At 51.7% G+C, this 21810-nt stretch carries 17 protein-coding genes; 16 read left to right on the forward strand and 1 reads right to left on the reverse strand.

Annotation, left to right across the window (positions count from 1 at the left end; translation table 11 throughout):
- Positions 1 to 266, forward strand: a 266-nt coding sequence (locus BLQ36_RS12225; protein WP_026766842.1) for an IS3 family transposase, incomplete at its 5' end; no start/stop codon positions are given.
- Between the two features lie 339 nt (positions 267 to 605).
- Positions 606 to 3644 carry a type I restriction endonuclease subunit R, EcoR124 family gene (locus BLQ36_RS12230; RefSeq protein WP_318260987.1) on the forward strand — a complete coding sequence of 1013 codons (3039 nt, stop codon included), beginning with the start codon at positions 606 to 608 and terminating at the stop codon, positions 3642 to 3644.
- A 110-nt stretch (positions 3645 to 3754) separates the two neighbouring features.
- On the opposite strand, the gene BLQ36_RS12235 is transcribed toward BLQ36_RS12230, so the two are convergent.
- Complete coding sequence (locus BLQ36_RS12235) at positions 3755 to 4321, reverse strand: zinc ribbon domain-containing protein (RefSeq protein WP_074515853.1); 567 nt, start codon at positions 4319 to 4321, stop codon at positions 3755 to 3757.
- A 216-nt stretch (positions 4322 to 4537) separates the two neighbouring features.
- On the opposite strand from BLQ36_RS12235, the gene BLQ36_RS12240 reads away from it, so the two are divergent.
- The 14 genes from BLQ36_RS12240 (at position 4538) to BLQ36_RS12305 (ending at position 21636) form a co-directional block, all read left to right on the forward strand.
- Positions 4538 to 5359: a zinc ribbon domain-containing protein gene (locus BLQ36_RS12240; protein ID WP_180364883.1), complete on the forward strand. Its 822-nt coding sequence runs from the start codon at positions 4538 to 4540 to the stop codon at positions 5357 to 5359.
- A gap of 137 nt (positions 5360 to 5496) precedes the next feature.
- The gene (locus BLQ36_RS12245; RefSeq protein WP_074515855.1) at positions 5497 to 7551 is read left to right on the forward strand and encodes a methyl-accepting chemotaxis protein; all 2055 of its coding nucleotides are present in this window, start codon (positions 5497 to 5499) and stop codon (positions 7549 to 7551) included.
- A gap of 355 nt (positions 7552 to 7906) precedes the next feature.
- Complete coding sequence (locus BLQ36_RS12250; RefSeq protein WP_074515856.1) at positions 7907 to 10036, forward strand: PTS transporter subunit IIABC; 2130 nt, start codon at positions 7907 to 7909, stop codon at positions 10034 to 10036.
- Between the two features lie 259 nt (positions 10037 to 10295).
- Positions 10296 to 11687 (forward strand): ethanolamine permease, encoded by a 1392-nt coding sequence (gene eat / locus BLQ36_RS12255; protein WP_218970083.1) that lies wholly within the window; start codon positions 10296 to 10298, stop codon positions 11685 to 11687.
- 2 nt (positions 11688 to 11689) lie between these two features.
- On the forward strand, positions 11690 to 13090 hold the full coding sequence (locus BLQ36_RS12260) for an ethanolamine ammonia-lyase reactivating factor EutA (protein ID WP_074515857.1): 1401 nt from the start codon (positions 11690 to 11692) through the stop codon (positions 13088 to 13090).
- Positions 13091 to 13105: 15 nt separating this feature from the next.
- Positions 13106 to 14503, forward strand: a complete 1398-nt coding sequence (locus BLQ36_RS12265) for an ethanolamine ammonia-lyase subunit EutB (protein WP_074515858.1) — start codon at positions 13106 to 13108, stop codon at positions 14501 to 14503.
- Positions 14500 to 15276: an ethanolamine ammonia-lyase subunit EutC gene (gene eutC, locus BLQ36_RS12270; RefSeq protein WP_074515859.1), complete on the forward strand. Its 777-nt coding sequence runs from the start codon at positions 14500 to 14502 to the stop codon at positions 15274 to 15276. Before BLQ36_RS12265 ends, eutC begins: the two co-directional genes overlap by 4 nt.
- Positions 15273 to 16286: a nicotinate-nucleotide--dimethylbenzimidazole phosphoribosyltransferase gene (locus BLQ36_RS12275; RefSeq protein ID WP_318260988.1), complete on the forward strand. Its 1014-nt coding sequence runs from the start codon at positions 15273 to 15275 to the stop codon at positions 16284 to 16286. Before eutC ends, BLQ36_RS12275 begins: the two co-directional genes overlap by 4 nt.
- On the forward strand, positions 16283 to 17041 hold the full coding sequence (gene cobS, locus BLQ36_RS12280; RefSeq protein WP_081342360.1) for an adenosylcobinamide-GDP ribazoletransferase: 759 nt from the start codon (positions 16283 to 16285) through the stop codon (positions 17039 to 17041). The genes BLQ36_RS12275 and cobS overlap by 4 nt, the downstream gene beginning before the upstream one ends.
- A complete protein-coding gene (locus tag BLQ36_RS12285) occupies positions 17028 to 17642 on the forward strand; it encodes a histidine phosphatase family protein (RefSeq protein WP_074515860.1) in 615 nt (204 codons plus the stop codon). Before cobS ends, BLQ36_RS12285 begins: the two co-directional genes overlap by 14 nt.
- 78 nt (positions 17643 to 17720) lie before the next feature.
- A complete protein-coding gene (locus BLQ36_RS12290; protein WP_074515861.1) occupies positions 17721 to 18572 on the forward strand; it encodes a MurR/RpiR family transcriptional regulator in 852 nt (283 codons plus the stop codon).
- A gap of 4 nt (positions 18573 to 18576) precedes the next feature.
- Entirely contained in the window at positions 18577 to 19338 is a 762-nt protein-coding gene (gene nagB, locus BLQ36_RS12295) for a glucosamine-6-phosphate deaminase (protein ID WP_074515862.1), read from the forward strand.
- Between the two features lie 16 nt (positions 19339 to 19354).
- A complete protein-coding gene (locus BLQ36_RS12300) occupies positions 19355 to 20035 on the forward strand; it encodes an N-acetylmannosamine-6-phosphate 2-epimerase (protein WP_074515863.1) in 681 nt (226 codons plus the stop codon).
- A gap of 23 nt (positions 20036 to 20058) precedes the next feature.
- Positions 20059 to 21636, forward strand: a complete 1578-nt coding sequence (locus tag BLQ36_RS12305; RefSeq protein ID WP_074515864.1) for a PTS transporter subunit EIIC — start codon at positions 20059 to 20061, stop codon at positions 21634 to 21636.
- Positions 21637 to 21810: the final 174 nt, after the last annotated feature.

Here is a 21810-nt window from a genome sequence, read left to right on the forward strand (position 1 = left end):
CGAACAGGAATTTCCACCACAAACTGGAAAAACAGGGAATGACACAAAGCATGTCCCGTGTAGCCCATTGCATTGACAACGGTCCTATGGAAGGATTCTGGGGCATCCTTAAGCGGGAGATGTACTACGGCAGACGTTTTACCAGCAAGTGTGAACTTATGCGTTCGATTGAAGCATACATTCATTATTACAACCACAAGCGTGTGCAACGTAACCTTGGTATCCTAACACCGATAGAGAAACATACCTTGTATTTAGCCGCATAAAAAGGCCGGCAGACGAATCTGCCGACCAAAGAAATCTTATATTTTTTTATTGTCCTCTTGACGGGGAGCAGTTCAATATGTATGGGGAGGGATTTCTGATGACAATAGAGTCTTTGTTGGCCGTAATCGGCTTTGCAATAGCCACCTTTAGTTTAGGCTATATGATCGGAAAAGACTGGAATACAAGAAAATGACCGCCCCTAGCCTGCAAAACTAGACGGTCATTTTTCTTGTGACTATCAAAACGGGCTAATACCCTTGTGTGAAGCACCCTTTGCTATATACAAATTATAGCAATAAAATAAATCCTCGTCAATGACGAGGTGATAATCGAGGTGCATGAACATGGCGCAGAGCGAGGCTGTGATGGAAAGGGATTTGATACGGCAGTTGACGCAGGATGTGTCGCAGTGGACGTATCGCAAGGATATTCGGGATGAAGCGTCGCTTTGGGCGAATTTCCGCGATAAGCTCAATCAGAACAATCAAGCCGCCCTTGATGGGGAGCCTATTACCGATACCGAGTTCCATCAGATTCGGGAGTATATGCTCGATGTGGCCAAGAGCCCTTATAAGGCGGCACTGTGGCTGGCGGGGGAGAATGGCGAGGCGGTTATCCCGCTTACGCGCGAGGATGCCAGCAAGGGGACGATTCATCTTATGGCAGTCAGCAACCGCGAGATTGCGGGCGGCCGTTCGTCCTATGAGGTCATCAACCAGTTCGTTTCCGATAAGCAGGATGTGGATGACCGCGAGCGCCGTTTTGATGTGACGCTGCTCATTAACGGCCTGCCGATGATTCATATTGAGCTCAAGAATCAGGAGCATCCTTTTATGGATGCGTTCCGTCAAATCAAGAAGTACAGTCTCGAGGGCAAGTTCCGCGGGCTCTTTGGCATGGTGCAGATGTTTGTGGTGTCCAATGGCAGTAATACGCGCTATATCGCGGCCGATACGGGCTCGAATCTCAATGAGAAGTTCCTGACGGCTTGGGTCAATCAGCAGAATGAGCCGGTGGAGAATTATCTGGAGTTTGCGCGGGAAGTCCTGCGGATTCCTGCGGCGCATGAGATGATTGGTCATTACAGTGTCATTGATGCCGAGCGTCATAAGCTCATCCTGCTGCGGCCCTATCAGGTCCATGCCATTGAGGCGGTCAAGCGGGCGTCGGCCAGACAGGAGTCGGGCTTTGTCTGGCATACGACCGGTTCGGGCAAGACGCTGACTTCCTATACCGTAGCCAAGAATCTCTCGCTTATCCCGGGCATCGACAAGACGATTTTCCTCATTGACCGCAAAGACCTTGACCAGCAGACGTCGCTCGCGTTCAAGGCCTATGCCGAAAATGACAGCATTGATGTAGACGATACCGATAACGTGCACGAGCTTTTGCAGAAGCTCAAGAACAAAGACCGGCTGGTGATTGTCACGACTATCCAGAAGCTGCAGATCATCATGAAGCGGTACAATGGGGAAGCAAAGAAGGACTCACCGACGGCGAAGCGCTTCCATGGATTGTGCATCGCCTTTGTTGTCGACGAATGTCATCGCACGGTCACGCCGGAGACCCAGCGGGAGCTGCAGAAGTTCTTTTGCCATTCGCTTTGGTATGGTTTTACGGGAACGCCAATTTTTGACGAGAACAAGCGCCAGCGCAAGGGCGATTTGGCGCGCACTACGGAGGCCCTCTATGGGCCCTGCCTGCATAACTATACCATTAAGGAAGCCTTGCAGAACAAGGCGGTGCTGGGCTTTCAAATCGACTATAAGGACTCCCTGTCGGAGAATACCATCCTGACAATCGGTGAGCAGTTGGGGGCGGGCAGCTACACGGCGCTGGCAGGGCAGGATGCTGTGGTGCGTGAGCGCAGTGTCTTGCAGACTTTCTATAAAAATGAAGGGGAAGACGCCTACGATAACGACGAGCATCGCCGTGGTGTGGTCGAATACATCCTCAACAAGACGGCGGGCAAATTCCGTTTGCAGGCACCGCAGGGCGAAGCCTATGAAGCCATCCTCACCGTGCCATCCATCGCGATTGCGCAGAAGTATTATACTTTGTTCCAGCAGTATATTGCGGAGGGGAAGATTGCGGCTTCGGTGCGCGAGAAATGCGTCGATTTCCCGAAGATTGCCATTACCTACACCGTCACGGAGAACGAGGAAGATTCTATCGCTAATCAGCAGGCGATGAAGGCATCCCTTAACGATTATAATGCAATGTTTGGGACGAAGTTCGGGCTGGACAGCCTGGCGGCCTATAATACGAATCTCAATGACCGTCTGGCGCGTAAGAAAGGCCGTTATAAACAGCGAAAGGAGCAGCTTGACCTCGTCATTGTGGTAGACCGCCTGCTCACTGGTTTTGATGCGCCGCCCTGTGCCATCTTGTTTGTCGACCGTCCGCCCATGGCGCCGCAGAATATCATTCAGGCCTTCAGCCGTACCAATCGCATCTATGATAAGAGCAAGCGCTATGGTATGATTGTCATCTTCCAGCGCTCGGCGGAGTACAAGGAGGCGGTGGATGGCGCGCTATTGCTTTACAGCCATGGTGGTACCAATGAAGTCAGTGCGCCAGCTTTTGCGGAGCTGGAAAAGGAGTTTCGGAAGGCGCTTAACGAACTTAAGAGTCTGGCGCCGACGCCTGAAAATGTCGATGCGCTGACAGACCGCAGTGCCATGCAGAAATTTGCCAAGGCCTTCCAGAAGGTCGACCGCCTCAGCGGGGAGCTGCAGGTCTATCAGGAGTGGGAAGATCATGACCTTTCGGAGTATGGCGTCCATAAAGAAATGCTTAACGATTATAGCGGCAAATACCGCAATATTATCGAAGAACTGCGCAAGTCAAAAGAAGATGAAGACGAGCCGATTGCCATCGATATCGGTTATGAGCTCGAGAACATCACCAGCGTGACCATCGACTATCGCTATATCCTTTCACTGATTCAGAGCTACATGCCCGAGGAGGATGTCCTCATCGCTGCGCCTATTGAGGATGAAGCCATCGACAACCATATTACTAAACTTCGTGAGACAAATCCGGCATTGGCTGATGTCATTGGCGGATTCTGGGAGGATATGAAGCAAGACCCGATAAAGTACAAGGGGCTTGATGCGCGGACGGTGATCGAGACGCGCATTGAGGAAATCGTCGCCAACCAAATCAACGATTTCACGGAAGAATGGTGTGCCCGGAAAAAAGACGTACTGGCTATCTTGGATACTTTCAGGAAAGGCGATAAGGTTTCGCTCGTCACCGACTATGATGCCTATAAGCAAAAGCATGAGGGTGTCAGCAAACTAAAATACAATCGCAACGCCAAAGAGGCTGTGATCGAGCTCGTAGAGAAAATCCGGCCGTTGCGGGAAAAGTGAATGCAAAATGAGGATAATCGCTGATGCGATTATCCTCATTTTTTATTTGCAGTTTTTTTCGCGTCGCACTTGGACGTCCCCTTTGCCGCTAAACGCTTGCGGTCAAAGATTCAATGGAAGCGGCCCAGGATAATGATGAGGAGGAAGACCAGGACTCCGAAAAGATAGGCGGCGCCAAAGAAATATGAGAAGAAATGACGATGACCGGTCAATTTTTCCCGACGATATAAATAAATTGGCGGGCAGAGGAATATTGCAAGATAATACCATTTGGATAGCGGAAATCCTGCGCGTTCCAAGTAGTTTTTATCAATGCAAAGCAGGGAGGAAGAGAAGAGCGAGATGTAGGGCGGCATAGGTGGCAGATGCAGGGAATTCTGCACGATGCCGTAGAGGAAGGGGAGAAACAAGGCCAGCCGGCAGAGGTTCCAGCCTTTTTGCAGAAGCGCTAAATCCTCAGGCGCAGGGGGGAAAATCATGTTTGCCGGACCGGACGCTGCGCCACTGGCGGCGTAGTTCATGTTCATAGGGGGAGCTGCAGCAGTGGCAAATTCTGGTGCCTTTTGGTCAGTCGTATTTGGATTTGCTGCTGGTCCTGGACTGTTTACAGGCGTGCCGCAGCTTGAACAGAACTTTGAATCATTTTCCAATGGATTACCACATTTCATGCAAAACATAAAAATTCCTCACTTTAAATAATAATTTGCTAAGCTATCAAATATAGATAGTTTATACAATTGTTTCTTATACATACTACGCAGGGATTATTTGCTAAGCGTTAATCTTCGATTAGATATCCGTTAAATCGTGCAAATTTTAATGAAATTATATTTTTTACGTGCTATGGTGTCTAGCGGAAAAATTCTTATGAAAGATGGATGGAGGATACGATTATGTTTTGTAAAAATTGTAACACGCAGCTGCCGGATAATGCGACATTCTGCAAAATTTGTGGTGCACGGTTGACACAGGAATCCGCAGGGCCCGCGAAAACGCAGACGGTTATCCAGCCGCCGGAGCCACCGATGGGGCATACGGCTTCGCAGATGAACAGGCAGGGGGGCTATTATCCACAGCAACAACCACAACGAGCTTCAACGCTGAAGATTGTAGGTTTGACGTTGGCGGCGGTAGTGGCAGTTGGTGGTGTTTTCTTTGCCGTCTCGGGCTCAGATGCAAAGGATAAGCCGTCTACGGAGGTAAGCGAGCCGGCAGCACCGGGCGGGAGCAGCACGAAGCAGGATAAAACCCAGCCGTCACAGGCACAGCCCCAGCAGACCCAGCAGCCGGCGGCAGCGGCAGGAACGTTAGCAATTAAGGAGAAAAATTTAAAAGTAAGTCTAAAAGAAACTGGTCAGCAATTGCTGACGATAGCCGATGCACAGATTTCTTTTGATGCATCTGGCCGTCCGCAATTGTGCTTCTTGTACCAAAATGATACTGGCAAGCAGGTGAAGAGCCTCGATCTGCTGGTCAGAGCTGTTGGCCCGAATGGTGAGTTTATGAAAAGCCCTGTAACGGGAGATACGGTTCAGGCTGTGGAACTGAACCGTGTCCTGGCACCGGGCGCAGCTACGAGCGCTAGTGACGTTATTCCTTTGACGGATCTGCCACAGGCTGGCAAATATCAGGTCGTAATCAGCTGCATCAATTATGCGGATTCTAGTTATCTGATGTTTGACTACGACTATCGCCCGACGCTTGTTCTCGAGTGATGGATAAATCCGGTCACTGCGGGATAAGTGATATTCGGCGGTAAAAGTAAATTTATGCAGGAAAATCAAGTCCTCCGTAGAATCCAGTAAGGGAAAGGATGTGATTGTTCAATGGAACAAGGGAGGACGAGGAGATTATGAGGAAACCAGAAGGCAGTATCAAGACACTGTTTATAACATGTATTGTCGTTATTACGGGTGTCTTGCTAGCGATACAGACATTCATCAATGTATCGCAATTCCAAAAAGGTATGGAAGCGCAAGTCAAAGCTACGCTGGAACAGCAGGGGCAGGGGATTGCTGCCAAGCTCGATCAGCGCTTGCTGCAGATCGAGCAGAAGGGCGAAGGCCTTTCCCGTGCGGTAAGCAATATGGCAAGCTATGACAATACAGTTTTGCTCGCGACCGCCAAGAGCTTTATCGAATCGGATAAGCTGGTACTCGGCAGCGGCTATTGGTTTGAGCCGAACGCTTATCAGGAGGGAATGGAATTCTACGGTCCTTATCAGATGCGCAAGGGCAGCCAGATCGAGCTGACGATGGAGTACAGCACGGCCAGCTATAATTATTTTTCTTATCCTTGGTACAAAGAGGCTCTGGCTAATCCTGGCAAGGTTTTCTGGGATGGACCCTATCATGATGATACCTCCGGGACGAATATGCTGACCAGCAGCTGCGGTTTTACCAAGAATGGAAAAGCCGCCGGCGTCATCACGATGGATGTAGGTATCGATGAGCTGGAAAACTATGTACAGAGCATCAAAGTAGGCGAACATGGCTATGCTTTCCTGCTCAGCAAGGATGGTTACTATCTTGGCCATAAGGATAACGACAAGAACATGAAGGTCAAGATGAGTGAAGAGTCCAATCCGTCGGTGGCAGCGCTGGGCAAGCAGGTTGCTGGTATCCAGGAACTGACGCTGGTAGAAAGCGATGCGTTGGGTGAGGACAGCTATCTGATGATGGTGCCGCTTGCTATCGACAATATGAATCTGGTTCTTGTCGCACCGAAATCTGATTATACGGGCCCGATTACGCAGGCGAAATACACGAGCATCGTCATGGCCCTTATCGTCATGCTGATACTTTGCGTCGTGCTCATCGGTATTTTCAACCGTCGGGTAGGCAACCCCATCGGACACTTGATGGAGGAGGCTGGGCAGATTGCCGATGGCAACCTGACTGGTCATGTCAATGTCGCAGCCAATGACGAAATGGGCGCTCTGGGCGGCTCGCTCAACCATATGATTGAGAACCTGCGCAAGGTCATCCGCCATGTAACCGATATGTCCCAGCAGGTGGCTGCGGCCAGCGAACAGCTTACGGCAAGTGCTGACCAGTCGGCACAGGCTTCGCATATGGTCGCAGACAGCGTCGTCAATATCGCCGAAGGCGCCAGCGAGCAGGCGGTAGAGGCTGGCAATATCCAGGCTACGGCGGAAGATGTCACGGCACATGCCAAAGAGCTGGTCGGTGATACCAAGATGGTACTGGATAATGCAGTGGCTGCCAAGGCGAAGATTACCGATGGGCGCCAGTCCATTCAGGAGGCAGTAAGGCAGATGAATAATATCACTGCCAGCACGGACAGTATTCAGCAGTCCATCGAAAAACTCGACAAGAGTTCCCAGCAGATTGCAGACATCGTGCAGATGATTACCGGTATTGCTGAGCAGACGAATCTTCTGGCACTCAATGCTGCTATCGAGGCAGCCCGGGCTGGCGAAGCCGGACGCGGGTTTGCCGTAGTAGCGGATGAGGTCCGCAAACTGGCGGAGAGTTCCAATCAGTCTTCGCAGCAGATCGCACAGCTCGTACAGGCCAATATGCAGGATATGAAGTCGGCGGTTGAGGCCAGTGCCAGTGGGGCGCAGAGTGTGCAGGAAGGCATCAGCACCGTACAGTCTGCCGATGGCGCGTTCCAGGAAATCGTTGTGGTCATCGATCAGCTGACGGATAAGATCCAGACCATCGCCAAGGGCATTGAGCAGATGGCAGAAGAGAACGAAACGATGCTGCAGGCCAGCAACAATATTGCGGCGACCAGCGGCAAGAATTCCGATGAAGCCCAGTCTGTATCGGCGGCAGGCGAGGAGCAGAGTGCTTCCATGCACGAGATTTCCGATGCAGCCCGCAGTCTGGCTCAGCTGGCTGGCGATTTGCAGGCCGAGATGGAGAAGTTTAGATTATAATCCTTAAAAACGAAAACAGTGCAGTTCCGAGGAGCCCCTCGGAGCTGCGCTGTTTTTTGTTTTTTTTGTCAAAAGAGGAAAACGGCTGGCTTTCGAAATCTGGTATATGTTACGCAAACGGTTGGCTGAAATGTAAAAAAATACTAAAAAACCAACGATTTTGTAACAATGTTCCATTTTTTGCTTCGAAAGCCATTTTTTTTGACGTGAGTCTTGAAGTATTTTGGTCGGCTATGTTATAATAACCGCGGTAAATATTTTATGGTGTGTCCGGTAATAAGCATTTATCTGCTATGGTACTCGGGTTAAATAGCAGGTAAATGCTTTTTTTATTGGACGAGAGAGGATGTGTCTAATGAAAGACGAAATTTTCAGCGTGCTGCAGCGCGTTGGCCGCAGTTTCATGCTGCCAGTTGCAGTCCTGCCGATTGCAGGTCTCTTGTTAGGCCTTGGTGCGTCGTTTACGAATCCGACGACCATCAAGACCTATGGACTGGAAGCCATCTTTGGGGATGGAACCGTGCTCCATTCCCTGCTGACGGTTATGAGCGCTGCCGGCGGTACGATTTTTGGCAACTTGCCAATCATCTTTGCCGTTGGTGTAGCCATTGGTATGGCAAAGGCCGAGAAAGAAGTTGCGGCACTGGCTGCGATGATTGCTTTCTTTGTCATGCATGTTTCCTGTAATGCAATGCTCCAGCTGACGGGAAAAATCCTGGCTGATGGCTCGATTGCCCCGGGCGTGCTCGAGGGTACGATTGCCTCGAGCTGCGGCATCATGTCGCTGCAGATGGGCGTTTTCGGCGGTATCATCGTCGGTATCGGCGTTTCCATCCTGCACAATCGCTATCATAAGATTGTGCTTCCCGATGCTCTGTCCTTCTTTGGCGGTTCCCGTTTCATTCCTATCGTATCGACGGTGGTCTTCCTGTTCGTCGGTATCGCCATGACTTTTGTTTGGCCGGTGGTTCAGGACCTCATCTTCGGTCTTGGTAACGTCGTTACGGGCACGGGCTATATCGGCACGCTGATTTTCGGTATCGTAAAACGTGCGCTGATTCCGTTCGGTCTGCATCACGTATTCTATCTGCCGTTCTGGCAGACGGGGGTCGGCGGTAGCATGATGATCGATGGCCAGCTCGTACAGGGCGGCCAGAACATCTTCTTTGCTCAGCTGGCTTCCCCGAATGTCGCACATTTCAGTGCTGACGCTACCCGGTATTTCTCCGGTGAGTTCATCTTCATGATCTTCGGTCTGCCCGGTGCTGCTCTTGCTATGTACCGCTGCGCGCGTCCGGAGAAGAAAAAGGTCGCTGGCGGCCTGCTGCTTTCTGCAGCGCTTACCTCGATGCTCACGGGTATCACGGAGCCGATCGAGTTCTCCTTCCTGTTCGTTGCTCCGATGCTCTTCGGTGTTCAGGTTATCCTGGCTGGTGCCGCATACATGATTGCGCACATGCTCAATATCGCCGTTGGTCTTACTTTCTCCGGCGGTCTTTTGGACCTCTTTATTTTCGGTATCCTGCAGGGCAATGACAAGACGAGCTGGATGCTCATCATCCCGGTTGGTATCGTTTATTTCTTCCTGTATTACTTTGCGTTCTCGTTCCTCATCAAGAAGTTCAACTTCAAGACGCCGGGCCGCGAGGATGATGATGAAGAGACGAAGCTCTATACGAAAGCTGACGTCAAGGCCCGCAAAGAGGGCGCTGCTGGTGCTGCTGGCGATGAGCTCAGCCCGGTTATCGCACGCGCTCTTGGCAGTAAGCGCAACATCACGTCCGTTGACTGCTGTGCAACGCGTCTGCGCTGCTCGGTAGCAGATTCCGAGCTGGTTGACCAGAAACTCCTGAAGGCTACGGGCGCTTCGGGTGTTATCGTCAAGGGCACGGGCGTACAGGTCATCTATGGACCGAAGGTCGCTGTCATCAAGTCGAACCTCGAAGAGTATCTGGCTACGGCTCCGGAAGTTGAGTCAGAGGCTGAGGCTCCGGCAGTGGAGGAGCAGGCAGAAACTACGGCTGAGGCTCCGGCAGCAGCTCATGGTGAGCATGAGTTCTATGCGCCGGTAGCTGGTACGGCTCATGCCATTACGGAAGCTCCGGACGCTGCTTTTGCTGGCAAGATGATGGGCGATGGCTTCTTCATCGCTCCGGCTGACGGCAATGTGGTTGCTCCGTGCGATGCCGAGGTCATGTTCGTCTTCGATACGAAGCACGCCATCGGCATGAAGGCCGCTGACGGCACGGAGTTCCTCATCCACTTCGGCGTTGACACTGTAAAACTCGGTGGCCAGGGCTTCGAGGTCTTCGTCGAGCAGGGCCAGCAGGTCAAGAAGGGCGACAAGCTCATGCAGGTTGATCTCGACTATGTCAAGGCTAACGCTCCGTCGGATGTCTGCCTCGTGATCTTCACGGGCGGTCAGGCTGTCCATGTAGAAAAATCCTATGGCGTCAAGGCATTGGATGCAGTAGCTTCCTATTGATTTGATTGCCGCAATAATGTGCTGATTGAGATAAAAGTGTAAAACCTGTTCTTGACAGCGGCTATGTTGTATGATATATTTACTACATCATCAAGATAGCAATGACGCTTGATTGGAGGCTGGGCCCAGCCTCCGGTCAGGCGTCTTTTTGTTTGATGAGGAAGAATGAAATACTTCAGGCAGAGGAGCCAGTCTGTTTTGCGGATGTCCAAAGGCATCGGCAGAGCAGGCTGGCTTTTGTGCGATAGGAGGAATAAGTATGAGCATGGAACATGGAAGCACAATGGTGGTAACACGGGAAATGGCCGGGAAGGGTGAGGAGAACCTGACCCGGGTACTAAAGCCGATTCATCTATGGTCGTTGGCCGTGGGACTGGTCATTTCCGGCAATTATTTTGGTTGGAGTTATGGTTTTGCCGCTGGCGGTGTCATGGGACTGGCGCTGGCGTTGATTCCGGTAACGATTTTTTATGTGACGTTTATTCTCTCGTATTCGGAGCTGGCAACGGCTATTCCCCATGCTGGCGGCCCATCAGCCTATGCGCGGCGGGCCATGGGAAAATTCGGCGGCTATCTAAATGGCATCAGCTGCCTCATTGAATTTGTCTTTGCCCCGCCGGCTATTGCCTTAGCCGTTGGTGGTTATGTACATGCCTTACTGCCAGCCATCGACCCCATGGTGGCGACAGTAGCGGCATTTTTCTTCTTTATCTTTTTGAACTATCTGGGCATGAAAACTTCGGCGACCTTTGAGCTGGCGGTAACGGTCATTGCTCTGTTGGGCTTGGTAATCTATTGGGGCCTTGCGGCACCGCATTTCGATATGGCCCGGGTGGTTACCACGCCCCTTTTGCCTCATGGTTTTGATGGCCTGATGGCTGCAGTTCCCTTTGCTATTTGGTTTTATCTGGCCATCGAAGGCGGCGCCATGAGTGCCGAGGAGATGGTGGACCCTCAGCACGATATTCCCAAAGGCTTTTTGAGCGGCATGGCAACGCTGTTGGTTATGGCGATTTTGACACTTTTTTTGACGGCTGGTGTAGCTGATGTGGATGCGGTGAGTGCGGTGGATTTCCCGCTGCCTCTGGCCCTTAGCGCCGCTTATGGGGAAGGAACGCTACCGGTACTGCTTATGAGTGGCATTGGTCTATTTGGCCTGGTGGCGTCCCTTCATGGCATCATCGTGGGCTATTCCCGTCAGACCTACGCCATGGCCCGCACAGGATATCTGCCGAAATTCCTGGCTCGTCTTGACGAGAAACATCATACTCCGGTATGGGCTCTTATCCTGCCGGGAATTGTCTGCTTGTTCACGGCCCTTACGGGACTTACGGATCTTGTCATTACGATTGCCTGCTATGGTTCGGTGGTCATGTATCTTACCAGTCTGGTTTCCTTCTTTATCCTGCGTCATAAGGAGCCGGCCCTGCATCGTCCCTTCAAGGTTCCAAGTCTTTTAATTCCCATCGTGAGCGCGTTTATGGCCGTGTTCTGCCTCGTGAGCCTTGTCATGGCGTCAAGTGAAGTTCTACCTTATGTAATTGGGATTTATGCCCTGGCCATCGCTTACTATTTCTTGTATGGCAACAAGCATATCCGTCCCTTTGATGAGGAATTCGGCGTGCTCGATGCCTTGGATGAGGAAGGCTGACCATGGCGCAGGAAATACTAAGTGCCGGCATTGACATCGGCACCACCACTTCCCAGGTGATTTTCAGCCGGTTGCGGTTAGAAGACAATTCCTATACGGCGGTACCCGATGTGAAAATCACCCAAAAGGAAGTTTTGTACAAAAGCCCGGTGTATTTTACGCCCCTTTGTGATGATGGCAATATCGACGCCAAAGCCCTGGACCGGCTGCTGCTGGCTGAGTATGCCAGGGCCAAGGTCAAGCGGGAGGATATTGCCACCGGGGCGGTTATCATCACGGGCGAGAGTTCGCGCAAGCAAAATGCCAGACTGGCGGTGGAGCAATTATCCGCCGCTGCTGGCGATTTTGTCGTGGCGGCGGCCGGACCGGATTTGGAATCGGTGCTGGCAGGGTATGGCGCCGGCGCGGCCGATTACTCGGAAAAATATCCCGCCGCCGTGGCCAATTTCGATATCGGTGGTGGCACGACCAATGTGGCCGTCTTTTTGGGCGGGGAACTTCAGGACGCCTTTGCTTTGGACATTGGCGGGCGTTTGGTGCGGCTCAATCCGAACCACTGCGTGAACTATCTTTCCCCGCGCATTGAGCCTTTAATCGCTTCGTTGGGGCTGTCGCTGCAGGTGGGGAGGAAAGCAGAACTTGGGGAGCTTATAAAACTTGCCGAGGCCTTTGCCGATATTTGTCGGCGGGTTTGTCTTGATGAACCGCTTACCAAGGTGGAACAGAAACTATATATCGGTCATGGCAAACGGCTGGGGCGTCTGTCTGCGGTGATGTTTTCGGGGGGCGTGGCAGAATACATCAAGGACACACCGGTGGTGAGCTGGGACGATATCCTGCGGTATGGTGACATCGGCCCGCTGGTTGGCGCGGCCTTTTGGCGAGTATTTTCAGCGCAGACGGCTGTGCAGCTGCTTAATTCCCGGGAACGCATCCGAGCCACCGTTATTGGTGCGGGAAGTTATGCCGTGCGGCTGAGCGGCAGTACCGTCATGATGGATGATGAGCTGGTGCCGCTTACGAATGTTCCCGTTATTCGCTTGGAGCATCCGGAGCGGCCGAAGGCGTTGATGCAGGAGTACCGCTTGAAGCGGGCCGTTTATCCGCCCCATCAGCAGGTTGCCATTGCGCTGGCGGGCCCGGCGGGCGGTTCCTATGAAGAGTTAATAAAGCTAGCCGATGGGCTGTTGGCGGCAACGGCGGAGGTGAAACAAATCCTGCTCGTTGTCATGGAACAGGACTTTGCCAAGGCGTTGGGGCTGTTGCTGAAGCATCGGGGCGGGGGGCGGCAGGTCATCTGCCTTGACCGCATCCACGCCCAGCCCGGCGATTATATCGATATTGGCAAATCGGTTGCCGGCACAGTGCCGGTGGTAGTCAAGACGCTGATTTTTAAAAGTTGAAAGTAGGCAATCGCAATGAAACTAAAGACAAATCTTTTTGGTCAGACCTATGCCTTTCGGGATGTCAAAGAGGTGCTGGCCAAGGCAAATGAAGAAAAATCCGGTGATATGCTGGCTGGCATTGCGGCCAGCGGCAACGTGGAACGGGTGGCGGCGAAAGTAGTTTTGGCCGATATGACCCTAAAGGATTTGCGGGAAAATCCCGTGGTTTCCTACGAAGAAGATGACATCACCCGGGCCGACCAGGACGCTGTGTCCGATACAGTCTACCAGCAGATAAAGGGCTATACGGTGGGGGAGTTTCGGGAATTTTTGCTGCGGGAGTCGCCAGAAAAACTCCAGGCCATCCGGCCGGGGCTTACGGCGGAGATGGTGGCAGGGGTGACCAAGCTTATGTCCAATATGGATTTGGTATATGCGGCCCGGAAGCTGCCGGTGGAAGCTACTTGCAATACGACCATTGGCCGGCCAGGGACACTGTCCTCGCGGCTGCAGCCCAACCATGCAACGGATAATCCCGCGGGCATCATGGCTTCGGTCATGGAGGGCATCAGCTATGGTGTGGGGGATGCGGTCATCGGCCTCAATCCGGCGGTGGATACCATCGACAGTGTTGCCAGCATTCTGCGGGAGTTTGATATCTTTACGCAGAAATGGCAGATTCCCACCCAGAACTGCGTGCTGGCTCATGTCACGACCCAGATGAAGGTGCTGGAAAAGAATCTAGCCCCCATGGATCTGATGTTCCAGAGTCTGGCTGGCTCCGAAACGGCCAGCCGGGCCTTTGGCATTGATGTGGCGCTAATGGATGAGGCTTATGCCATTATGCGGGAGAAGAAAAATTCTACGGGCGAAAACTTCATGTACTTTGAGACGGGGCAGGGATCGGAGCTTTCTTCCGATGGGCATCACGGCGCGGATCAGCTGGTGATGGAAGCCCGTTGTTATGCCTTTGCCAAGCGGTATCATCCCTTCCTGGTCAATACGGTGGTAGGCTTTATCGGGCCCGAGTACCTCTATGATGGCCGTCAGATGATACGGGCAGGCCTTGAGGACCATTTTATGGGCAAACTCACTGGCATTCCTATGGGCTGTGATGTCTGCTACACCAATCACATGCGGGCCGACCAGAACGATTTGGAAAATCTGGCTATGATGCTGGCTATGGCGGACTGTAACTACATCATGGGCATTCCCGGCGGTGACGATGTGATGCTGATGTATCAGACGACGAGCTATCACGATGTGGCAGCTCTGCGGCGCTTGACGGGCAAAAAGCCCATTGCCGAATTTGCCCAGCGCATGCAGGAATTGGAGATTTTGGATGAAGCGGGGAACCTTACGGCAAAGGCCGGGGACCTGTCCCTGTTTTTTGCAGGGAATGAAACCCTGTCGGGAGGTATGGCGGTATGAATGAGACAGAGGAATTTGTAAGCGATATATCCTTGCCAGAAGTGAAGGAGCGGGTTTTAATCGAACATCCCCAGAGCCTGGCGATGATCAAGCGATTGAAGAAGACCACTAATGCCCGTCTGGGCGTTGGCCGAGCCGGGGACCGCTACAAGACGGAAACGCTGCTCAAGTTCCGGGCGGATCACGCGATTGCCCAGGATGCCGTCTGGACGGACATCGATGAGACGCTTATCGATGAAATGGGGTTCTATAAGGTACAGACCCTGGTGCAGAATAAGGAAGAATACGTGCGGCGGCCCGACCGGGGCCGGATATTTTCGGATGTGACCATGGAAGCCATCAAGCGGGACTGCATTCATAATCCCGATGTACAGCTGGTGATTGCCGATGGCCTCAGTGGCTTTGCCATTAATGCGAACCTCAAGGATATCTATGCCATTATGATGGATGGATTCAAAGAAAAGGGCTATCGCGTGGGAACGCCGATTTTTGTGCGCTACAGCCGCGTGGCTACTATGGACAAGATCAGTGAGGCCTTGGGGGCAACGGTTACGATTCAGCTGATTGGGGAGAGGCCGGGACTGGCCACGGGCGAAAGCATGAGCGTATATATGGCTTATAAAGCTAGCAGCAAGAAGCCCGAATCCCAGCGAACGGTGGTTTCGAACATCTACAAACAGGGTATCCCGCCATTAGAAGCTGGCGCTCAGGTGGTTCATCTGACGGAAGTTCTTATGCGGGAAAAGAAAAGCGGGGTGGAACTAAAGATATGATGGATGCAGCAGCACGTATGACGGCGCGGATGGCCATCCCACCGGGAAGCCTCGGGCTTTTAGAACAGCAGGTGCAGAAATTATTTCGCGCCTGGCCAAAGTTTTATGAGAGGATAAGGCCCTATCATTATATTTTTGCGGCCGATAACGGTGTAGTCACCGCCGGGGTAGTCCGGCAGGAACAGGCCATTACCTATCTGCAGGCTAAGAATATGGTAGAGGGGCGGGCGGCAATCAGCTGTTTCTGCAAGGCTCAGAACGTTCCCTATGCGGTGGTCGATGTGGGCATAAACAGCCATGAGGCCGTTGGCCTTGATCGCAAGGTGGCCCAGGGAACTAAAAACTTTTTGGAAAGTCCGGCTATGACGGAGCGGGAATTTTGGCAGGCCTATGACGCAGGGGCCGAAATGGTACAACGGGCTCAGGTGGCCGGCTGCAATCTCTTGTCCTTCGGGGAGATGGGAATTGGCAATACCACAACCTCGACGGCAGTTTTGCATGCACTTACCGGCGCAAGCCTGCTGGAAATTACCGGTTATGGAGCAAATCCTGGTCATCCGGAGGTGATTTTGCGTAAGCGGAAAGTCATTCATGCGGCCGTGCAAAAATATTGGCCGCTGATGAAAGCGCCCCAGGGAATCATTCGTTGTGTGGGCGGCTTTGACATTGCGGCTCTTTGCGGTGCCATGATGGCCTGCCACGAGCGGAAAATCCCCTTTATGCTGGATGGCTTTATCACGGCAGTGGCTCTAGCCTGTGCGGCGCGCATTGACAGTGCGGTCAGTGCGATGGCGATTCCTTCCCACATGTCGCAGGAGCCGGGCATGCTATACGCCCTGCAGGCGGCGGGAATCCATCCCGATGAGGTGCCAATACAGGCAGGTTTGCGCCTCGGCGAAGGAACCGGGGCTATCCTTGGACTATCTATGTTGCGGACGATGTTGTATACTGTTTATAACATGAAAACAATGGAAGAATTACTATCAGAAAGTTGTGGTGCCGCAAAATGAGTAGTCTGCGTTCTTTTGTCTTACTGTTACAATTTTTTACGCGTTTGCCTTTGCCCTGGCAGATTCCCTTTGAGGAGGGAATGCTGTCCAGGGCAATTATTTGGTTGCCGTTGGTGGGGCTAATCATTGGCGGAATCAATGCCCTAGCGTATATGCTCGGTAGTGTAATGGCCGGGCCGGAGGCAGGCGTATTCTTTGCCATGGGGGCCAATCTATTCCTGACAGGGGCCTTCCATCTCGATGGTTTGGCTGATACCTGTGATGGCATTTATTCGAGCCGTAAGCGGGAACGCATGCTGGAAATCATGAAGGACAGCCGCTTGGGAACCAATGGGGCCTGTGCCCTGCTATTGGTGTTCCTGGCACGGTATCATGGACTGTTGCTGCTGCCCGAGGAGCTGATCCCGCTGGTTATCCTGCTGATGCCGACGGCGGCGCGGGCCTGCAACCCGCTATTGATGCTGTCGGAGTATGCACGCAAAGAAGGCTTGGGCAATCTTTTCATCGGCAAGGTTACCTGGGGGCGCGTGCTGGTATCGGTAGGCTTTGGCGCTCTGCTGGTATATGCCATGACAGAGAATTACTGGCTGCTGTGGGCCTATCTGCTGCTGGCTGTCTGGCAGCGGCTTTTCACCCGCTACATCTCAGGCATCTTGGGCGGCATGACGGGGGATACCCTTGGTGCTGGGGATGAACTAAGTGAGATACTCTTTCTGGGGCTTTGCTGTTTGGGGGCTTATCATGGCTGGCTTTGAATCCAATTCTTTGAAGGTTTATCTGCTTCGCCATGGTGAGGCCTTGGGTAATGTGCAGGGGGGGTACTATGGGCGCACTGATTGTCCGCTGACGGAAAAAGGCCGCCAGCAGGCAGAAAGGGCCGGCGCCACCCTGCGGGAATTACGGGCGGCAGGACCGGGCAGGGATCTGCTGCTCCTTACCAGTCCCTTGGAGCGGGCACGGCACACGGCGGAAATAGTCCGCGAAGCTGCCGGGCTTGACGGGGACTTCCTCGTTGAGCCGGATTGGCAGGAAATCGACTTTGGCCGCTGGGAGAAGCGCCACTACCAAGACATAGCGCGGCAAGAACCGGCAGCATGGCAGAGGCTTTGTGACGATTGGCAGGCGTTCTGCTATCCGCAGGGGGAAAGCTTCCGTGTATTTTCCGAGCGGGTTATTGCCGCCTGGCAAAAGTGGCAATTGCTTGCCAGCCGCCAGCAAAAAGATATATTGGTGGTCAGCCATGGCGGCGTGTTAAAAGTCATTCGCCTATTTGCCGAGGCGCGTCCGTGGGATGACTTTTGGCGCCTGCGTATTTTGCCTGGGGAGTTGCAGGTCATGTCTAGTGATGCGATGTGAAAATTTATTGCATGAATTAGTGAATGGTGGTAGTATTACATTATAAAATGAAATAAATTTTCATAAAGGCGGTGTGTGATGAAAATATTGCCACAAATAGAGGCACCGGGATTTCGCCCATCCAAGTCGGATCAGCGGCTTTTAGGGTATTTGCGGGAGTATGCCCGCGAGGTGCCGAATATGAGCATTTCCCAGTTGGCTGAGGCATGTGAAACTGGTGAGGCTACAGTTACCAGATTCGTGAAGAAAATGGGCTATGGCAGTATGCAGCAATTTAAGGTGGCGCTGGCGGCAGAATTGACAGAAAATAGCCGCAGTTACATTATCAGCCGGGACATAATTGCAGAGGAATCTGCTTTGGTTACCGGGCGTAAATTGCTTGAGGTCAACATAAGCACGCTGGAAAGAACTTTGGCTAATTTGCCGGAAGGGTTGATTGAGAGCTGTGCAAAAAGAATCTTGCAGGCGCAGCGCTTATTATTTGTTGGATTGGGAAATTCGGGCTTTACCGCCCGGGATTCGGCATATAAGTTTTGCCGGATTGGTTTGGATAGCGTGGGGCTTGATAATAGTCACGATATGCTGATGATGGCAGCTTTGGCGAAGCCGGGAGATTTAATGCTGGCGGTATCCCAGTCGGGCAAGTCGCCGGAGCTGATGCATACGCTGAAACTGGCGCATGAAGGTGGGGCCTATTGTATTTTGGTTACAGCAAATTCCGATGCCGGGCTGGCGGGCTATGTGGATGCCTGTATCCCTTATGTGGCGAAGGAATCTTTGTTGGAAACAGGTTCTATCATGGCTAAGCTGGCACAGTTTTTTGTTATGGATGTATTGTATACGCAGGTCGTAAAAAATATGCCGAAAGAGGCATTGAACAATAAAAAACGGACGGCAGAAGCCGTGCGGATATTAAGCGGGGCGGAGTAGTGATATGCGGATAATTATTACGGATTCTTATGAAAAGATGGGGCTGGAAGCGGCAAACATTGTTGCTGGGCAGGTTTATTTAAAACCGGATAGTGTTTTGGGATTGGCGACGGGTAGTACGCCGGTTTCTATGTACCAGCGTCTGGCGGCAGTCCATAAGACGGTGGGGCTGGATTTTTCCGAAGTTACGACATTTAACCTGGATGAATATATCGGCATGAGTCCCGATAATCCACAAAGCTATCATTATTTTATGCAGGAGAATTTTTTTAAGCATATCAACATTCGTCCGGAAAATGTATATTTGCCGAATGGGATGGCGGAAGATATGATAGCCGAAGGGGAACGCTATGAAAAACTTATCGAGACCAAGGGCGGCATTGATTTGCAGGTGCTAGGGATTGGACAGAATGCCCATATCGGCTTTAACGAGCCGGATGTGAAATTTGCCGCCACTACGCACAAGGTGGAGCTTGATGAGGAAACCATACAGGCAAATTCCCGTTTCTTTGCCAGCATCCACGAAGTGCCTCGTTATGCTATTAGCATGGGAATCAAAACCATCATGATGGCTGAGCACGTTATCCTGCTGGCCAATGGAAAAAATAAAGCCAAGGCGGTTTATAAGGCTGTATGCGGTGATGTGACGCCAGAGGCGCCAGCGTCAATTTTGCAGTTGCATCGGGATGTGGTGGTTATCGTGGATGAAGCGGCGGCATCTATGCTGCCAGCTTCAATTCGCGGGGTAAATATAACCAAAAAATAAGAAGGAGGTGATAGTCATGAGTTTTTTATCCGAAGTAAAAGGCAAGCTTATTGTGTCTTGCCAGGCTCTGCCGGATGAGCCGCTGCACAGCCCCTTTATTATGGGGCGTATGGCTTTGGCGGCCAAAGAGGGCGGTGCAAAAGCAATACGGGCACAAAGCAGTGTGGATATAAACGAAATCAAAAAAGTCACGAACTTGCCAGTGATAGGGCTGGTGAAGCGCAACTATGAGGATTCGCCTATCTACATTACGCCGACAATGCAGGAAGTGGAAGATTTGCTGACCACGGACTGTGAGATGATTGCCCTGGATATGACGGATCGGCCAAGACCTGCGGGGGAGAAGGCAGAGGCTTTGGTGGCGCGTATTCATCAGGAGGGACGCTTGGTGCTGGCAGATATTTCAACTTACGAGGAGGGGGTGGCTGCGGCGGCTCTGGGCGCTGATGCTGTTTCCACGACATTATCGGGATACACGCCCTATTCGCCGCAGCTCAAAGGCCCCGATGTGGATTTGGTAGCGAAATTGGCTGGCAAGTTGTCCATTCCGGTGTTTGCGGAGGGGCGCATCAATGTGCCGGAAGATATTGATAGGGTTATGGCGGTAGGAGCTTATGTACCTATTGTGGGGTCGGCGATTACCAGACCTCAGTTAATCACGGCAAAATTTGCCCATGTACTGCAAGGTGATTCATAAAGTAATCAAAGGGGGATTTATTTATGGAGATGTTTGCACAGACTAAGGGAGGTTCTTTGTTTGCCAAGGCGCAGCGCTTTGGTAAATCCTTTATGCTTCCGATAGCGGTTCTGCCGGCAGCTGGTATCCTGTTGGGGATTGGCGGAGCTTTGTCGAATCCAAATTCGATTAAGGCGTATCCGTTCCTGGATATTGGCTGGCTGCAGAATATATTTGCCATCATGGCCGCTGCTGGCAATGTGGTCTTTGCCAATTTGGCAATCCTGTTTGCTATTGGCATAGCCGTCGGCCTGGCGCGTTCGGATAAGGGAACGGCGGGGTTGTCAGCAGCACTGGCACTGCTGGTTATGAATTCTACCATCAATGCGCTGCTCAAAATAACGGGGACTTTGGCTGAAGATAATCTGGCTGGTGTTGGCCAGGGTATGTCGCTAGGGATTCAGACTTTGGAAACGGGCGTTTTCGGCGGTGTAGCCGTTGGTATTATGACGTATTTGTTGCATGCCCGCTTCAATAAGATTGAATTGCCGCAGTTCCTAGGCTTTTTTGGTGGTTCACGTTTCGTGCCAATCGTTACTTCATTTTCGGCTATTTTCCTAGGGATGCTCATGTTTGTGGTTTGGCCGCACTTTCAGCAGCTCATCTTCGGTATGGGCGGCTTGGTGGAGTCGACGGGATATATCGGTACCCTTATCTATGGTTTTGTCCTGCGTATGCTGGGACCATTCGGACTGCATCATATTTTCTATTTGCCGTTCTGGACTACAGCTCTGGGTGGTGCGGAAGTCATTCAGGGCCAGTTGGTAGAAGGAACGCAGCGAATATTCTTTGCGCAGCTTGGCGATCCGAATACTTCGCAGTATTACATCGGTATTTCCCGCTTCATGTCTGGTCGGTTCATCACGATGATGTTTGGTTTGTTGGGAGCCTGCCTGGCCATGTATCATACGGCTAAGCCGGAGAAGAAAAAACTGGTCGGTGGTTTGCTGCTTTCGGCAGGACTCACCTCCTTCTTGACAGGAATTACAGAGCCGATTGAGTTTTCTTTCCTGTTTGTAGCTCCGATGCTCTATGTGCTGCATGCATTCTTTGATGGTTGTGCTTTCATGCTGGCGCATATTTTGCAGATTACCGTTGGGCAGACATTCTCGGGAGGCTGCATCGACTTGATTTTGTTTGGTATCCTGCAGGGGAATGATAAAACAAATTGGATGTATATTCCGATGGTGGGGATTCCGTGGTTCTTCCTTTATTATTTCTCCTTCAAATACCTTATCTTGAAGTTTGATTTCAAGACGTTGGGTCGCGAGGATGACGATGAGACAGTAGAATCTGCTGAGGCTTCGGTGGTTGGTGACAAGGACGCGAAGCGCACGGACCTTATCATAAAGGGATTGGGCGGACAGGCTAACATCGTTGAGTTGGATTGCTGTGCAACCCGTTTGCGGGTAACGGTCAAGGATGGCAGCTTAGTGAGTGAGCGAATGCTAAAAGAGAGTGGTTGTCGTGGTGTGCTGCAAAGTGGTACTGGTGTTCAGGTTATCTACGGACCGCAAGTAACGGTTATCAAAAATGAGTTAGAAGAAGTATTAAGTTTTTAAGCATAGCAACAGAAAAATCGGTCAGCTTTCTATTTAGGAGGCTGACCGATTTTTGTTTACAAGGTTACAGGTGGGTTGTTGACATTATTTATCGATTGTTGTATTATATACAAAACGACATACAAGCTATAAAAAAACAATATAGCAAAGGTACAATGGGGTACGTCATGTGAG

The sequence above is a fragment of the Selenomonas sp. WCT3 genome (assembly GCA_900100835.1).
Classification (GTDB): domain Bacteria; phylum Bacillota; class Negativicutes; order Selenomonadales; family Selenomonadaceae; genus Selenomonas_A; species Selenomonas_A ruminantium_E.